This window comes from Psychrobacter sp. DM8, from assembly GCF_051307025.1.
Lineage (GTDB): Bacteria > Pseudomonadota > Gammaproteobacteria > Pseudomonadales > Moraxellaceae > Psychrobacter.
The window spans coordinates 1,704,444-1,719,459 of sequence record NZ_CP195538.1 but is presented as its reverse complement, the minus strand read 5'-3'; the positions used below and the strand labels follow the sequence as shown (position 1 = coordinate 1,719,459).

At 45.0% G+C, this 15,016-nt stretch carries 15 protein-coding genes; 6 read left to right on the top strand and 9 right to left on the bottom strand.

Annotated features, from left to right (window positions below; genetic code table 11):
- Positions 1-90: 90 nt before the first annotated feature.
- Positions 91-423 (bottom strand): preprotein translocase subunit YajC, encoded by a 333-nt coding sequence (gene yajC / locus ACR64J_RS07310; protein ID WP_317198964.1) that lies wholly within the window; start codon positions 421-423, stop codon positions 91-93.
- Between the two features lie 613 nt (positions 424-1,036).
- Here yajC and ACR64J_RS07305 point away from each other — a divergent pair.
- The 5 genes from ACR64J_RS07305 (at position 1,037) to ACR64J_RS07285 (ending at position 7,618) form a co-directional block, all read left to right on the top strand.
- The gene (locus ACR64J_RS07305) at positions 1,037-2,233 is read left to right on the top strand and encodes a CNNM domain-containing protein (protein WP_317199046.1); all 1,197 of its coding nucleotides are present in this window, start codon (positions 1,037-1,039) and stop codon (positions 2,231-2,233) included.
- Between the two features lie 140 nt (positions 2,234-2,373).
- Positions 2,374-2,868, top strand: coding sequence for a nuclear transport factor 2 family protein (locus tag ACR64J_RS07300; RefSeq protein WP_317198963.1), 495 nt, complete (start codon positions 2,374-2,376; stop codon positions 2,866-2,868).
- A gap of 339 nt (positions 2,869-3,207) precedes the next feature.
- Positions 3,208-6,183, top strand: a complete 2,976-nt coding sequence (locus ACR64J_RS07295; RefSeq protein ID WP_435949057.1) for a LysM peptidoglycan-binding domain-containing protein — start codon at positions 3,208-3,210, stop codon at positions 6,181-6,183.
- A 95-nt stretch (positions 6,184-6,278) separates the two neighbouring features.
- Positions 6,279-6,791, top strand: a complete 513-nt coding sequence (locus ACR64J_RS07290) for a helix-turn-helix domain-containing protein (protein WP_435949055.1) — start codon at positions 6,279-6,281, stop codon at positions 6,789-6,791.
- Positions 6,779-7,618 (top strand): IS3 family transposase, encoded by an 840-nt coding sequence (locus tag ACR64J_RS07285; RefSeq protein ID WP_435951011.1) that lies wholly within the window; start codon positions 6,779-6,781, stop codon positions 7,616-7,618. Before ACR64J_RS07290 ends, ACR64J_RS07285 begins: the two co-directional genes overlap by 13 nt.
- Positions 7,619-7,728: 110 nt before the next feature.
- Here the strand turns inward: ACR64J_RS07285 and ACR64J_RS07280 are convergent, their stop codons facing one another.
- Positions 7,729-8,937: a transglycosylase SLT domain-containing protein gene (locus tag ACR64J_RS07280; protein WP_435949053.1), complete on the bottom strand. Its 1,209-nt coding sequence runs from the start codon at positions 8,935-8,937 to the stop codon at positions 7,729-7,731.
- Between the two features lie 728 nt (positions 8,938-9,665).
- Positions 9,666-10,484 carry a Nif3-like dinuclear metal center hexameric protein gene (locus ACR64J_RS07275; protein WP_435949052.1) on the bottom strand — a complete coding sequence of 273 codons (819 nt, stop codon included), beginning with the start codon at positions 10,482-10,484 and terminating at the stop codon, positions 9,666-9,668.
- Between the two features lie 222 nt (positions 10,485-10,706).
- Here ACR64J_RS07275 and ACR64J_RS07270 point away from each other — a divergent pair, with 222 nt between their 5' ends.
- Entirely contained in the window at positions 10,707-12,023 is a 1,317-nt protein-coding gene (locus ACR64J_RS07270; protein ID WP_435949051.1) for a S1C family serine protease, read from the top strand.
- Between the two features lie 87 nt (positions 12,024-12,110).
- Here the strand turns inward: ACR64J_RS07270 and yfaE are convergent, their stop codons facing one another.
- From yfaE to ACR64J_RS07240, 6 genes are all read right to left on the bottom strand, one after another.
- Positions 12,111-12,377 carry a class I ribonucleotide reductase maintenance protein YfaE gene (yfaE, locus tag ACR64J_RS07265; protein WP_435949050.1) on the bottom strand — a complete coding sequence of 89 codons (267 nt, stop codon included), beginning with the start codon at positions 12,375-12,377 and terminating at the stop codon, positions 12,111-12,113.
- A 63-nt stretch (positions 12,378-12,440) separates the two neighbouring features.
- Positions 12,441-13,574 (bottom strand): class Ia ribonucleoside-diphosphate reductase subunit beta, encoded by a 1,134-nt coding sequence (gene nrdB, locus ACR64J_RS07260; protein WP_435949049.1) that lies wholly within the window; start codon positions 13,572-13,574, stop codon positions 12,441-12,443.
- Positions 13,575-13,616: 42 nt separating this feature from the next.
- Complete coding sequence (locus tag ACR64J_RS07255) at positions 13,617-13,967, bottom strand: hypothetical protein (RefSeq protein ID WP_435949047.1); 351 nt, start codon at positions 13,965-13,967, stop codon at positions 13,617-13,619.
- An 86-nt stretch (positions 13,968-14,053) separates the two neighbouring features.
- On the bottom strand, positions 14,054-14,341 hold the full coding sequence (locus tag ACR64J_RS07250) for a type II toxin-antitoxin system RelE family toxin (protein WP_435949046.1): 288 nt from the start codon (positions 14,339-14,341) through the stop codon (positions 14,054-14,056).
- Positions 14,331-14,582: a type II toxin-antitoxin system Phd/YefM family antitoxin gene (locus tag ACR64J_RS07245; RefSeq protein ID WP_435949045.1), complete on the bottom strand. Its 252-nt coding sequence runs from the start codon at positions 14,580-14,582 to the stop codon at positions 14,331-14,333. The genes ACR64J_RS07250 and ACR64J_RS07245 overlap by 11 nt, the downstream gene beginning before the upstream one ends.
- Positions 14,583-14,652: 70 nt before the next feature.
- A complete protein-coding gene (locus tag ACR64J_RS07240) occupies positions 14,653-14,934 on the bottom strand; it encodes a hypothetical protein (protein ID WP_435949044.1) in 282 nt (93 codons plus the stop codon).
- Positions 14,935-15,016 lie beyond the last annotated feature (82 nt).

Genomic DNA, 15,016 nt, shown 5'->3' with positions numbered 1-15,016 from the left:
AACTTGTGTGCCTATTGTGAGCTCAAGCGCACAAAAGTGACCGTTGAAGCGGCCACTTCTATATAATAGTGCACATTTAATAACTAAAGGTTATACGCTCTCAATAGTGCCAGCAGGCAAGACTGAAATAACAGAAGCGCGCTGCACTTTGACATCAGTATTGTTGTTTAAGCTTACAACAGCATAGTCACCTTCTAGGTGCTTGATACGGCCCATCAAACCACCAGCAAAGATAATCTCACTACCAACGGTCAAAGCACTAACCATCGCGCGATGCTCTTTGGTACGCTTTGACTGCGGGCGAATAACTAAGAAGTAAAAAATAGCAAAGAACGCAACGGGCAGTAGAATCTGACCAAATAGTGAAGCACCACCAGCGGCGCCAGCTTCAGCGGCATGAGCAGATTGGATAAAAAAGTTCATAATTTCTCTCAGTGATTAACTAACGATAAAGATTTGAGCACAATAATAAAATTAAACGCATAGTAACAAAAAATCTTTGACTTGGTAACTGTTTATCATAGGCTTGGCATTATTTCACCTAAGCAAGTGCGTATTTTAACTACTATCGATGTTATCGTTCATTGACTGTACAAGGTATAAATCTGCTTGGTGCAAAAAACACCTATTATATAAAGTCAAAATAACAGTGATATCCGTCCAAAGTTAATTAAGATGAAACACTAAAATACAGTAGTACACATAGCAGTATTAAAATCATTAGGCTTGTCGTTATAAGACTTTGGCAAGCCCAAAATCTTTTAAAAGTGCTAGCGCTAACTATTGAATTTATATGCGGCAGGTACCATCAAAAACAAGTGCCTGTTATTGTGAAAAGCCACTAACGGTGCTACTATCATTATCGTTTAGCATAACTCATTATGCTCCTTTTTCTCATTTGTTTAGGTTACCTAACTTGTCCACCATATCTATGTTTGTCTCTACGACCAGTCATCCGCAAGCGCGCGAGAATGACGTCCCCGAAGAACCTGAGCCGATAAACAGGCTCATCTTTTCTAGCAGCAAACGAGCAGTGATGCTGGCTGTAGCCTTGCTCGCGCTAGCTCCGCAGTCCGTGCTAGCGGCGGCGGCAACGACAGCATCTGCGGCTACAGCAGCGCCGACAGCGACGAGTATTGCTTTACTCATACTCTTTGTGGCTATTGCTATTGGTATCTCGTTTTTGTGCTCGCTTGCAGAGTCCGTTCTTTTGAGTATGACGCCGTCTTTTATTGCAGATGTGCAAGAGCGTAATCCCAAAAAAGCAGCCATGCTCAAGCGTCTTAAAGTCGATAATATCGATCAGTCGCTTGCCGCTATTTTGACCTTGAACACGGTTGCGCATACTCTAGGCTCCATCGGTGCGGGTGCGCAGGCAACGATTGTATTTGGTAGCACTTGGTTCGGTCTGTTTTCAGGGGTGATGACTCTAGCGATTTTGTTCTTATCAGAGATTATCCCAAAGACTCTTGGTACTGTGTACTGGCGTCAACTGAGCGGCATAGTTGCTCTGTTTGTACGCGGTATTATTGTGCTTTTATATCCGCTGATATGGATATCAGAAAAATTGACCAAGTTGCTGGTTCGCGGCAAAGAAGCCAACGTCTTTAGCCGCCGAGAGTTTGCAGCACTAGCCAGTATCGGCGAAGAGTCAGGGCAGATTGATCCACTTGAATCACGAATCATTCGCAACTTATTAGCCTTTGGTGCGATTAAAGTCGAAGACATTATGACGCCGCGTTCAGTGATGCTCGCCTTTGAGCAAAAAAAGACCGTTGCTGAGCTTTTGGTCGATAGACCCAAATTGACCTTTTCACGTCTGCCTATTTATGATGAAGATTTGGATAATATTACAGGTTTTGTGCTAAAGACAGATATGCTACTTGCCAAAGTCAATCATGCGATGCACAAGCCACTAACCCAATTTAAACGTGATATCACTTTTGTCTTCTCAAAGATGAAACTGTTTGATCTACTAGAGCTTATGCTCAAAAACCGTATTCATATTGCGGTCACTGTTGGTGAGTATGGCGAGGTCAAAGGCCTTGTCACCTTAGAGGATGTTTTTGAAACTCTGCTTGGACTTGAGATTGTCGATGAGATCGATCGCGTCGAGGATATGCAAGCCTTGGCAAGACAGATGATGGATCGCCGAGTTGAGCGTTTGGGTATGAAGATCAGTGATGATGAGCAAGATGATGACAGCAGTGGTATTGGTGAGACTAGAGCTTAATCGCTCACTGCCTAATCACTGACTTAGCTTTAAGTAACAGATAATACTGCGAAGAAGCACACAGCTTGTTACATGACTGTGAGAATTGAGTGCTAGGCTAAAGCTATTAATCAAAAGAATATAAAACACTAAGGATGACCATGAAAAGACTCTGGGATAAAAGCTTGCTTGCTTTATTAATTAAAAGCTCAAGCGTGGCAGCAGCAGCCGTGCTAGCAAGTACAGTAAGCATCAGTGCGCAGGCCGCTACTATGACCGAGGCCTTGGTACAGAACTATGCTTCATCAATGAAGGCTTCGGCAAATAATAAAAACATCAGCCAAGTATCGCGTTTGGTTGCTGATGATGCGCTTATCTCTTTATCTAGAAAAGGTAAAACTACCAGCTTAGATAAAGATGCCTATCTAAAGCTTTTGCAAAATAGCTGGAATCAGACTTCAAACTACCGTTATGACATTACTATCGATAATATCGTGACGACCGGTGAGCAGGCTCGCGCGAATGTGACGACGACTGAGAGCTGGGTTAAGGATGGCAAAGACGTTTCATTTGTGACCAATTCACGGGTGACTTTGACCTTGTCAACGGGTAATGCCTTGTTGTTACGTGCAGTATCGCAAGTGACTATTAATTAAAGCGATTATTCATTAAGGTGTAGTTAAATCCTAAATGAATGTTTATGTAGCATATGTTATCAAGTGCTCAAATACGCCATTGACTCAAGTCAGTGGTTTTTTTATAAAATATTAGCTATTAGTCAAATTTGCGCTATTCTCGTTGAACATGATATAAAGTTATGACTTCGTCCAACCTATTTTATATTTGAGTACTGGCTACAAGGCACTACTCAATATTTAAGTGGTATTAAAAATCTAAGCACTATCTTTACTCTGCTACTGGTTTTTAGTCTATATTGCATACTATACTGTCATTCTCCTTTATTTTTCTCATATCGTTAGGAAGCACCCCTCATCATGTCTACTGTGTCCTCAAAATCTCGCTCATTTATCGCTCTACCTTTGGCGCTTGCGGTATCGACTCTGCTCATTAGCGCTTGTAGTAACACATCAACGGTAAAAAATACGGGAGCAACTACGAAACCTGTTATCAATAAACAACCCGCTACGCAGCCTACGGTGAATACAGCGCCAAGTAGCACTGATTATTCGACTGCATATTTAGATGCTGAGAGTTTAGATGAACTAGCGGACTTGTTAGAAGCCACTGATATGACGATGGTTGAGGGCAATAAACTGGTGATTCAGCAATATGGTGATTTGTGGAATCGTCTGCGCGCAGGCTACCGCATGAATATGGGTCAGCCGATCTACAATCAGCGTATTGAGGCGCAAAAGGGCTGGTTCACCAGTCGCCAAGACTATCTTAATCGTTTGACTGCGCGCTCAAGCCGCTACCTGTATCATACTGTACGAGAAGCTGAGCGCCGCAATATTCCAACCGAGCTTGCCCTATTGCCTATCATTGAGAGCTCCTATGATCCAGGCGCGACCAGTAGCGCTGCCGCCGCTGGCATGTGGCAGTTTATTCCAAGTACAGGTCGTATCTACGGTCTTAACCAAAGCAGCACCTATGACGGGCGCCGCGATGTCATTGAATCGACGCGCGCCGCTTACGACTTTTTGACCGCACTATACAATCAGTTCGGCAGCTGGGAGCTAGCACTGGCCTCTTATAACGCAGGTCCAGGCCGTATTCAAAAAGCTATCGATGCCAATGCGGCTCAAGGCTTGCCAACGGACTACTGGTCGCTCAGACTACCGACAGAGACCATGAACTATGTACCGCGTTTCTTAGCCGTTGCTGAGATCGTCTCAAAGCCTGAGCAGTATGGCGTGTACTTGCCAGCTATCGCTAACCGTCAGCATTTTCGCAGCGTTCCTGTCAATTATGGGGTAAGCCTAGCAGAAGTCGCGCAAGTGACAGGCGTGAGCTATGATGAGCTTGAGCGCCTCAATACTGCGCTTATCTCAGGTCGAATTGATCAATCAGGCCCGCAGCGCGTAGTCATTCCAAACGATGTCGATAGCAATGTCGATGCTAAACTTAGTACCCTAAGAGGTAATGGTAGCAGCAATGTGATCGCTGCAACGACGCCTGCGACGCCAAGCTATAATAATCAGCCCTATACTAGCTCGTCTTTGCCATCTACTGGCAGCGGTTTGGCTGACTATGCTGCAAGTGCTACGGTGCCGCAGCAGACGACCAGTTATATCTCGCCATCGGTTACGCCTACTAGTAGCTCTGTATATAGCAATAACACCTCGCTACGTACTGAGCCTGCGATTACCAGCAATGAGACCAAAAAAATCAATGCTGAACTACAAAGCAGTAATAGCTTGCCGACCACATCAGCGTCAATTACCAGTAACAATACGATCGTCCAAGAGCCGCCACTGACTAAAGAAGAGCGCGACTTTATTGCCAGCCAAATCCAAAGACAGACTAATGAAGTCAGCCAAGCGATCAGTCCGGTCGATGGCAACATCAAGTTGTCCGCGATACAAACGCAGCAGTCTATATTAGAGGCGAGCGGTAAAGAGAAGAAAATCACCTTTTCATCAGGCGCAAGTACTAAGCCTAGCAAAGCAAAACCGCAGGGTACACGCAGCACCTATACTGTCAAACGCGGCGATACGCTCTCTAACATCGCCAGCCGCGCTGGGCTAAACTGGCGTGATATTGCACAATGGAACCAGATTGACCCAAGTGCTAATCTATTATCGGGTAGCACCTTGTACCTTTATAACGCCAAAACTATCGCGCCTATTAGCAGTAGCAGTGAGACTGCCAGCCAGCCTGAGAGTTACGTGGTACAAAGCGGCGATACGCTCATAGGTACCGCCAACCGTTTTGATATGTCAGTGACCCAGCTAGCCACTTACAATAATCTAAGCAGCCGCGCTGATCTACTCATAGGGCAAAAGCTCTGGCTTGTCCCAGGCAAAGTAAAAGCGCCTGCGAGTACACCTGCTGCGCCATCGACTAGATCGAGCAGCTCATCGAAAATACCGACCAAGAGCTATACAGTCAAATCGGGCGATGGCCTTATTGCCTTAGCGCGTCAGTTTAATATTCCAACGTCAACACTGGCTAACCTAAACGGACTGAGCACTACAGACTCTCTATATGTCGGTCAAAGACTAGTCGTTCCAGCGAGCGCCAATGTGAGCACAAATCGCAGCAACGACACCACTAGTAATAGCTCAGTGTCTACAACGAACTATACGGTAAAATCAGGTGAGACCTTGATCGGAATTGCTAATAGCTTGGATGTGAGTGCTAGCGAAATTGCGGCTGTTAATAGTAGTTTTGATGCGCGTGCACGCTTACAACGTGGTCAGACGATTAAAGTACCGGTGTCAAAGGACACAGTCGAGCGTCAGCTAAATGACAAACCTGTAAGCTACAAGGTTCAATCTGGCGACACACTAACAGGCGTCGCTAATCGTTATAATATCGGCTTAAGTGAATTGGCTGCTGCTAATAACTTGACCACAAGATCCAATCTCATCAGAGGACGTACGATTACGATTCCCGCCAAAGGTAGCGCTCCAAGCAGTGCTAGTAGCAGTAATAGCACTAGCAGCAGTGGCAGTACTGCAACGAGCAGTAGTGGTAAGAAGCTTAACAATACTGAGAATTACAAAGTACAATCAGGTGATGGCTTGATTGCGCTGGCACGCCGCTTTGGCGTTTCGGTTGAGGACCTCGCGGCAACGAACGACATGGCTAGTAATGCTCAGTTGCAGCGCGGACAGACAATTAAAGTACCCAAAGTGACTGTCAGCTATACTGTAGGTTCAGGCGATAGCTTGATTGGACTTGCACGCAAGTACGGCGTATCGACACAAGAGCTTGCAGATATGAATGATATCGCAGCAGACACCATGCTACAACGCGGACAGCGCTTAACAGTGCCTAATCGTTGATCTTGATCATTAAATACAAATATCGTTAAGCACAAAAAAGCGGCTCTTATTGAACTGACCCCCATAAGTTGGACACCACTTATGGGGGTTATTTTATGCGTTACGATCTAGACTTTAAGATCAAAGTCATTGCATACTACAAACAAGGACATAGTAGCAGTGCGACAGGTGAAAAGTTTTCTGTAAATCCAAGGTTTGTCAGCAAATGGACTGAACAATATCAACATGGCGGTATAGACGCCATTAAACCTAAGACCAGTAAAACTAAATACAATAGTGAGTTTAAGTATAAAGTGCTCGCTGTAATGTTAGCAGAAGGACTAAGTCAATCTGAAACTGCCCTTAGGTTTACTATCAGCTCACCTGCACTTATTAGCCACTGGCATAAAGCCTACCGCCTCTACGGTATGTCTGGACTCATATCCAAATATAAAGGTAGTACTATGGCATCTCCTATCACAGACAAACCTGATAATGAAAAGACCTTAGCAGAGCTCAAGCGTGAGAATGAGTATTTACGAGCGGAGAACGCCTATCTAAAAAAGCTCGATGCCTTGCTCAAGGAAAGGAAACAAGCCGCGATAAAGCAAGGCTCATCGAAGGACTAAGGCAGCAATATGCGTTATCTGACTTACTGACCATAGCAAAGCTTGCAAGGAGTAGTTTCTACTATCATAGAGCACAGCTTTGGAGTGAAGATAAATACGCCGATCTCAAACAGCGTATCAGTGATATCTATCATCACCATAAAGGTCGGTATGGCTACCGTCGAATCACCCAAGCACTCAAGAATGAGGGTTTAATTCATAACCATAAACTGATTGCCAGGCTCATGGGACAGCTTAAGCTGACTGCCAGAATCAGAAGGCAAAAGTATCGATCCTACAAAGGACAGTGCGGCGTCATAGCTAAGAATAGAGTCAAGCGCAAGTTCAGGGCGAGTGCGCCTAATCGCAGATGGTTTACTGACATTACTGAGTTTAAAGTGGGCGGTGATAAGTTGTATCTGTCTCCTATACTAGATTGCTATAACAATGAGATCATCAGTTATACGCTCTCAAGACGACCGGTATATGACTTAGTGAAACAGATGCTAGATGGTGCGCTTAAAGGTATACCTAAAAAACGCAAGGAGGAGTTGACACTGCATTCAGATCAAGGCTGGCATTATCAGATGAAGCCGTTTGCAAAGTCGCTTAAAGCGAATCATATTAAGCAAAGTATGAGCAGTAAGGGCAATTGCTTGGACAATGCATTGATGGAAGGCTTCTTCGGTACGCTTAAGTGTGAGACGATTTATATTGAGAAACCAGAAACTATTGAAGCGTTAGAGAAACAGATTCATGAGTATATTCACTATTACAATCATGAGCGTATTCAGCTAAAACTAAAAGGACTAAGCCCTGTACAGTACAGAACTCAGTCCTTGTTATAAACTTAAACCGTCCAAGTTTCGGGGGTCAGTTCATATAGGAGCCGCTTTTTTAGGTCTGTTGAACTTAAGCGATATCAATCTAATCTACTCAAAGTACAGGCTAATCAAGACTATACAGTTTGCGTCTTTAGGGTTTGCAGGTAGTTTCTGATATTACTAACATAGTGCATCGCTTGACCATAACGGCTGTTTGAGGCTCTATTTTCTGAGAGATAATCATAGACGTTCGCCCAGCTCTTATCATCTATCCCTTGCGCGCGCAGCTCACGTTGAATACGTTTTACCGCGTTTGGTCCCATATTATAACCTGCTAAGGCAAACCAGATGCGATCAGTCTTTGGCACATCAGCAAAATCTGCTTTGACCTGCTCAAGGTAGCGCGCGCCGCCACCGATACTTTGATATGGATCAACGCGATCTGAGACGCCCATCGCTTTAGCCGTGCTATTGGTAAGCATCATAATACCGCGTACACCCGTTGGCGACACTGCGCTGGCATCTAAGTGCGACTCTTGGTAGCCCATAGCGACAAGCAGCTCCCAATCGTGATTGTAGTTTTGTGCCTGCTGCTGAAACGACGACTGATAATCGGGCAAAGTCTCAGTCAAGGTTTTTTGAAAATGATCCTGACTATAGGCATCTTTTAACAAGTTTTGATTATAAAATGCGGCCAGCTTTTGCGTGTCATCGAGCTTAATGCTATCACACAAAAAAGTACTGGCTTTTTGTGATAGCGGATCATCTGAGCCATTAAAGCTCCAGCTCACCTTTGGATGCAGACCATTATCAGTTAAATTACTATCATAACCGCAGCTTAGATTGACTGAGGACACGCCAAGCTGACTTTTCAGTTGCGTACTGGCTGTCGTCAATGCCATATCCGCTGCGCCTGCTTGAACCGCCTTTAGCGCCGCTTGCTCATTGGCATAAGCCTTTAGGTTGACGCTAACGCCAAGCTTATCAGCGTAATCACGCACTAAGTCATAGCCAAAACCATGCTGAAAACCATCGGTAGCAAAATAAGTACTATCACCAGGTACGGCTGCGATGGTCAGCGTCTGCTCAAGCATGACATTGTCATATGCTGCGACGTCGTTATTCATAGTTGTCAAACTCTCAGCTGGCAAAGATAGCATAGCGATACCTGAGACTTGAACGAACTTTTTAGATTTTGCAAAACGAACTTTTGAGAGGGTGGGGCTTGATGGAACGAGGTTACTTCTAGTGGTAAGCGCGCGCTTAGAGGGCTTTAATAAATGCGATATACGGCGTTTAACCCCTTGCGTTGACACTTTGACACGATAAGTAATACGTTGCATGGATGTCTCCTGATTTTAGCCATCCTACTTATCTTAAACGTACCTGACAGATCCAAAAGCAGTACGTTTTCAACCGTGCTTTAGCCTATCATTAATAGATTGGAGCATAGTCTTGTTCTATTAGCGCTCATCGTATGCCAATCATTAATTAGCTGACGTAAGCAAGTAATCTATTTATGCAAGCTGAGTTAAGACGTTCAATTAAGAAAATGACGCGCACAGCATTACGAAGGATAGTATGCAGATGATTCCTTCATCAAAACAGATTAAATGGCGCTATAGTACAGATAAGGTCATGAAAAAGTTATAAAACAACAGCAAGTGCATCAATACAATAAAAGAGTATTCAATGCAGGTTGTACGATGTCAAAGCATACTAAGCATACCTTGATAGGCTGTTATCTAGCGGTATCAATAACACAAAGATAAATATTATTAATTTATAACGAATATTGCGCTTTGTTATTGCCGCGATACTATAGGTATAAAGACTGTATTTTAAACAGTATATACGCTAATAGCACCATAACCGGAAGCTATAATAAATGGAATGCTTCATGACAAAGCAGTCTTTTACATCTTATTACTATGAGGGTTTTATCGCTATTATTCAAGTGGGGTTAAGTAAACGGCGATAAAACTTAACAGTGAGGGTATAAGCGGTCAGATTTAGGCCAATAGAGGGTTTTTTGCAAAATTTGGCATAGGTCACTGACAAAATCTTTAAATTAAGCAGGGTTGTCTATATCGATAAAGGTGACAGGCAAGCCAAAATGCTTAGATACCAGCTCCCCTAAAGCATTAATGCCGCCGCGCTCTGTGGCATGATGACCACAAGCGAAATAATCGACACTAAGCTCACGCGCGCTATGAGTGGTACGCTCTGATATCTCCCCTGAGATATAAGCATCACAATTCATAATAGCGGCTTGCTCTATCATATCCTGCGCGCCGCCTGTACAAATACCAACGCGTTCGATAAGTCTAGGCTTATTGTCTGCATAACTAGGGATATGTAAAGGCGTACGTTGTAGCGCTTTTTGGATAGTGGCTTTTAGATCGTCGGCACTTTGCGGCGTACAGGTAGCGATATTGCCAACAGGATGCGTCTCATGAGGGTAGAGTGCCCCTGTTATATTCAAGCATAATGCCTTTGCTAATATAGCGTTATTGCCAATAATGGGATGAGCATCAAGCGGTAAATGGTAGGCAATAAGTGAGATGCCATGTTGCATCAGTTTGCGGATACGTCGACCTTTCATGCCTGTGATCGTATCGTCTTCGCCTCTCCAAAAGTAACCATGATGTACCATAATGGCCTCAGCACCAGATTCAATCGCCGCATCGATCAGTGCTTCACACGCAGTCACGCCAGTAACGATGTGCGTGATAGGACGACCTCCGTCTACTTGCAACCCATTTGGCGAGTAGTCTTTGAACGCATTCGCTTGCAGGTAATCATCACAGAACTGCGTTAGCGCTTGCGCGCTGATAGGTACGTTTGATGTTGATACTTCTTTGGTATGCGTTGTCGTTTTAGTTGTCATAACTTCTCCTAACCGTAGCGCTGTAATAATCGTAAATAAAACTTATAAAGTATTTGTTTAGTTGTAGTGTTGCAAATGGGTAGATAAGCACAATAACGCAATAAGAACACGATGAGTTACCTTTGTATGAATAGGGCCTTTATAATTTATGCATATCCGTAGGCTCAGCGTATATTATTACTAATTATTAGCTTTGCATAATACAAATTATAGAGGTTTTGTATGTCGTTATCTTCAAACACCAATAAAAAGTCATCACTGTGGAAGTGGGTGCCGTGGGTGTTATTGTTAATCGTAAGCGCTGGGTTTGTCTGGTTGTTTACCACTATGCAGCAGGCGCCCTCACAAGCTTGGGAGCCGCCCAAACCGCCCGTCATTGAGCAGCCTAGTCCCAACCTAAATACCCCTGTCCCTGTGTCATCGTATCATGATGCGGTTGCGCGTGCGTCTCAGTCGGTGGTCAATATCTATACCACGCAGACGATGGCAGAGCATCCGTATATAGATGATCCTGTGCTGCGCCGCTTTTTTGAAAATCATGGCGATCAGCAGTCTCAAGGAGCTACTAACCTAGGCTCTGGCGTCATTGTATCAGAAGATGGTTATATCGTAACCAACGCCCATGTGGTTGAAAAGGCCGATGAGATTACGGTTGCCTTTAGTGATGGCCGCAAAAGTCGCGCCAAAGTCATCGGCACTGATCCTGATAGTGATCTTGCTGTGATTCGCGTCGATATGACGGGATTGACGCCATTAGGGTTTCGCGAAGAGCCTATTCGTGTGGGCGACCTAGCTTTAGCGATTGGTAACCCATTCGGTGTCGGGCAGACCGTTACTCAAGGTATTATCTCAGCCACAGGTCGTACTGGTCTGGGTGTCAATAAGTTTGAGGATTTTATTCAGACTGACGCGGCGATTAACCCGGGTAATTCAGGCGGCGCACTCGTCGATGCTCGCGGTGAGCTGGTCGGTATCAATACCGTGATATTCTCCCGCTCTGGCGGTTCGATGGGTATTGGCTTTGCCATCCCAACGGCGCTCGTTGAGCAGGTGATGAATGCACTGATCAAAGACGGTCGCGTGAGCCGCGGCTGGCTCGGGATTGAGATTCAGTCGCAGCTGCGTGATCCCACTCAGCTTGAGACTACAACGGGTGTTGAGGTATTGAACGTCGTACCACAGGGCCCTGCTGCCAAGAGCGGCTTGCAAGTGGGTGATATTATCCTCACTATCGATGGCGTTGAGATGACTGATGCTAATACGCTCATTCAGTACGTGGCACGCAAACCGCCAAATACTGCGCTCAATACACAGATTCTACGCCGTGGCCAAAACGCTGAAGTCGAAGTTGTATTAGAGGAGCGTCCAACGCAAGAGGCCGTACAGCGCCCTGTCGTGATGCAGCAAGAGGGTCTAGGCGGTCGCAGCAACCCGCACTTGCAAGATGATGGCGACACGCCCATGATGACAGAGGCCGAGCGCGACCGTATGCGTGAGGAGCTGATGAAACTCTTTGAGCAAGACGCTGCCGCTCAGTAAAGAGTAACCGTAGATCACAAAAAACGCGCTGTCCTTGTTAGGGCGGCGCGTTTTTTTAACGATTTCTTAACGATGACATTTGGCCTGTTATCTTTCAATAAACTCATGACTGATATGGATGACGCCCTGTACCGTGCAGCAGCAGGGTAGTATCTCATCTTCTTCTATCATAGCTAGCGGCACAAAAGGGTAGTCCACAGGATGGGAGCTCTCAATACGGCGCACGCGGCAGCTGCCACAATAACCCTCACGGCATTGAAAATTTACCTCATGACCGGTACGCAGCAGGCCATCAAGCAAGCTCTCATCGTCATGCAAGTAGAACTGTTTTTTGCTGGTCTTTACCCATGTCATAATTGAGCCTATATGTGCTGCTTATCTATATCTGTTAGTGTTCAACGATATCGTACTCAAAGCTTACAACTCAAAGTCATCAAAATCACTCTCTGATAAGTCTGAATCTATCTGACCGACCAGATACGAGCTAATCTCCGTCTCTTGCGGCGCGACTTGCACGTTGTCTGACGATAGCCACGTATTGATCCACGGAATTGGGTTAGACTTTGAGTTTGGGAACGCAGACGGCAAACCAACCGCTTCCATACGCAGATTGGTAATGTACTCAATATACTGGCACAAAATGTCTTTATTGAGACCGATCATCGAGCCGTCTTTGAATAGATAACCCGCCCATTCTTTTTCTTGTTCCGCCGCTTTACGGAAGATCTCGATACCTTGCTCATGGCACTCTTTGGCGATCTCCACCATCTCAGGGTCGTCTTTACCATGACGCATAAGGTTGAGCATATGCTGCGTACCCGTTAAATGCAGCGCCTCATCACGCGCAATGAGTTTGATAATCTTAGCATTACCTTCCATCAGTTTGCGCTCAGCAAAGGCAAACGAGCAGGCGAATGACACATAAAAGCGAATGGCCTCAAGGACATTGACTGCCATAATGCACAAGTATAATTGCTTCTTTAAAGAGCGCAAATCAATCGTAATCTCTTTGCCATTGATATTATGCGTGCCCGAACCGTACAGACTATACAGCTGCGAGTTACGATACAGCTCATCGTAGTACTCAGCGATGTCGGAGGCGCGCTCCAAGATATGCTCGTTCTGCATAATGTCATCGAACACGATACCTGGGTCATTGACGATATTACGAATGATATGAGTATAGCTGCGCGAGTGAATGGTCTCGCTAAATGACCAGGTCTCAATCCACGTCTCAAGCTCAGGGATAGATACCAGTGGCAGCAGTACAATATTAGGGCTACGACCTTGGATCGAATCGAGTAGGGTCTGGTATTTCAGATTACTAATAAAAATATGCTGCTCATGCGAGGACAAATTGCCATAATCAATACGGTCACGTGAGACATCAACCTCCTCAGGACGCCAAAAAAACGACAGCTGCTTTTCAATCAATTGCTCAAAAATCGGATGCTTTTGTTGGTCATAGCGGGCGATATTAACGGGCTGACCAAAAAACATCGGCTCTTTCATCGCGTCATTTGGGGTTTGATTAAAGATTGAATACGTCATGGGACTGCCTTTAGTGGTTATGCGGTTGTTAATAGTTAAGGGTTATAAATTCTCTAAAGATATCTGCGAGGATACTGGTTCATCATTCATATAGGCTTTTATAATCTCGCTCAACTCTCGATCATCGAGTCCTGCCAGCTCACCGATATGACCCTTACCAGTGTCACGCGCATCAGGGTTTTGCGCCTGTTTTGATGCTGCTCTTTTTGCAGGTCTTTTAGATGACTTCTTCACGGTTTTTACCGCTTTAGGTGCGTCATTGGTCTCAAGTTGCGCGCGTACCTCGTCCAAATTCAGCTCTACTTGTACGATATGAGAGCCACCCTCGTCTAGGTCTGCAAACACATTTGGGATAAAAATCCCACCATCTTTGATGATTGCGGTATAGCTCACGTCTGTGACCTCCGTCGTTTTTGTGCCATCTTTATTATAGGCATAAAGCTTGAGCTTAAAATGCTAAGATTTAATAGTACGTTTCGTTAACGCTTACGCGTTGTCAGGCTATCATACACTTTGTTATTTTCTCTTTTGCCTACGGCTAGCACATAAACCACCACCACATCATCTTTTACGGTATACACCAGCCGGTAGCCTATGGTGCGTAGTTTGATTTTATAGGCGTCTGCATGTCCTGAGAGCTTTGACGCTGGCACATGAGGGTTAGATAAGCGCTGCTGTAGTTTTTTCTTAAACTGCTGTTGAATACTTGGCGCAAGCTTTTTCCACTCTTTTAATGCTAAAGGATGAAACTCAAGATTATAAGTCATCCAACGTGACCTTTATAGGTATCTGCCCGTCCTTCATCCGTGTGTCAACGGTTTGGCTTAATGCCATATCATCCATTGCTTCCATCATACGCTCAAAGACGTCTGTTGAAACTAAGTAAGCCACGGGTTTATTGTGGTTTAAGATAGCAATGGATTCACCGTCTGACTGTTTGATCAGTGCCGAAGGGTTAGTCTTGAGCTCTGAGATACTGGCTGTCTGTGTCGCAAATATCGGTTGCATGATTCATTCTCCGCTAATACTAAGCTCTAAATATAGGGCTAATTTTAGCACGAAAATTAGGTCTTATTTATTACTGTTTTAAATTTAAGCATTTTAAGTAGCCAATCCCGCCTTCCGCTTGTATCTGCCTAGCCGCTGGCGTGCAGTCTATAATGTCTGGTAGCGTTCCAACGTTCGAGCGACCACTCCCAGACAGAGACTGCATCGCCATCAGCGTTGGCAGGATACCGCTATAGTCGGGGCTAAGAAGCCTCTTTAGGGCAGGGTTAGTCTTTCTTAATAACTTTGCCTTTTGCGCTTGGTTTGTAGGGTGGGTTAGCGATAGCGTAACCCACCATTTATAATAGGTCATCGTTCGAATCGGTGGGTTACGTTTTACCTTCGTTCTCTACGAGAACTTGGAAAAACTAACCACACCCTACATCGCGAGCAAA

What these genes read in the sequence shown, in the direction of transcription:
- ACR64J_RS07300 (WP_317198963.1), top strand. Translation starts at nt 2,374, where the DNA reads ATGAAAAGACTCTGGGATAAAAGCTTGCTTGCTTTATTAATTAAAAGC.
- ACR64J_RS07250 (WP_435949046.1), bottom strand. Translation starts at nt 14,341, where the DNA reads ATGACTTATAATCTTGAGTTTCATCCTTTAGCATTAAAAGAGTGGAAA.
- ACR64J_RS07240 (WP_435949044.1), bottom strand. Translation starts at nt 14,934, where the DNA reads ATGACCTATTATAAATGGTGGGTTACGCTATCGCTAACCCACCCTACA.
- ACR64J_RS07270 (WP_435949051.1), top strand. Translation starts at nt 10,707, where the DNA reads ATGTCGTTATCTTCAAACACCAATAAAAAGTCATCACTGTGGAAGTGG.
- ACR64J_RS07275 (WP_435949052.1), bottom strand. Translation starts at nt 10,484, where the DNA reads ATGACAACTAAAACGACAACGCATACCAAAGAAGTATCAACATCAAAC.
- ACR64J_RS07245 (WP_435949045.1), bottom strand. Translation starts at nt 14,582, where the DNA reads ATGCAACCGATATTTGCGACACAGACAGCCAGTATCTCAGAGCTCAAG.
- ACR64J_RS07305 (WP_317199046.1), top strand. Translation starts at nt 1,037, where the DNA reads ATGCTGGCTGTAGCCTTGCTCGCGCTAGCTCCGCAGTCCGTGCTAGCG.
- ACR64J_RS07280 (WP_435949053.1), bottom strand. Translation starts at nt 8,937, where the DNA reads ATGCAACGTATTACTTATCGTGTCAAAGTGTCAACGCAAGGGGTTAAA.
- yajC (WP_317198964.1), bottom strand. Translation starts at nt 423, where the DNA reads ATGAACTTTTTTATCCAATCTGCTCATGCCGCTGAAGCTGGCGCCGCT.
- ACR64J_RS07295 (WP_435949057.1), top strand. Translation starts at nt 3,208, where the DNA reads ATGTCTACTGTGTCCTCAAAATCTCGCTCATTTATCGCTCTACCTTTG.
- yfaE (WP_435949050.1), bottom strand. Translation starts at nt 12,377, where the DNA reads ATGACATGGGTAAAGACCAGCAAAAAACAGTTCTACTTGCATGACGAT.
- nrdB (WP_435949049.1), bottom strand. Translation starts at nt 13,574, where the DNA reads ATGACGTATTCAATCTTTAATCAAACCCCAAATGACGCGATGAAAGAG.
- ACR64J_RS07290 (WP_435949055.1), top strand. Translation starts at nt 6,279, where the DNA reads ATGCGTTACGATCTAGACTTTAAGATCAAAGTCATTGCATACTACAAA.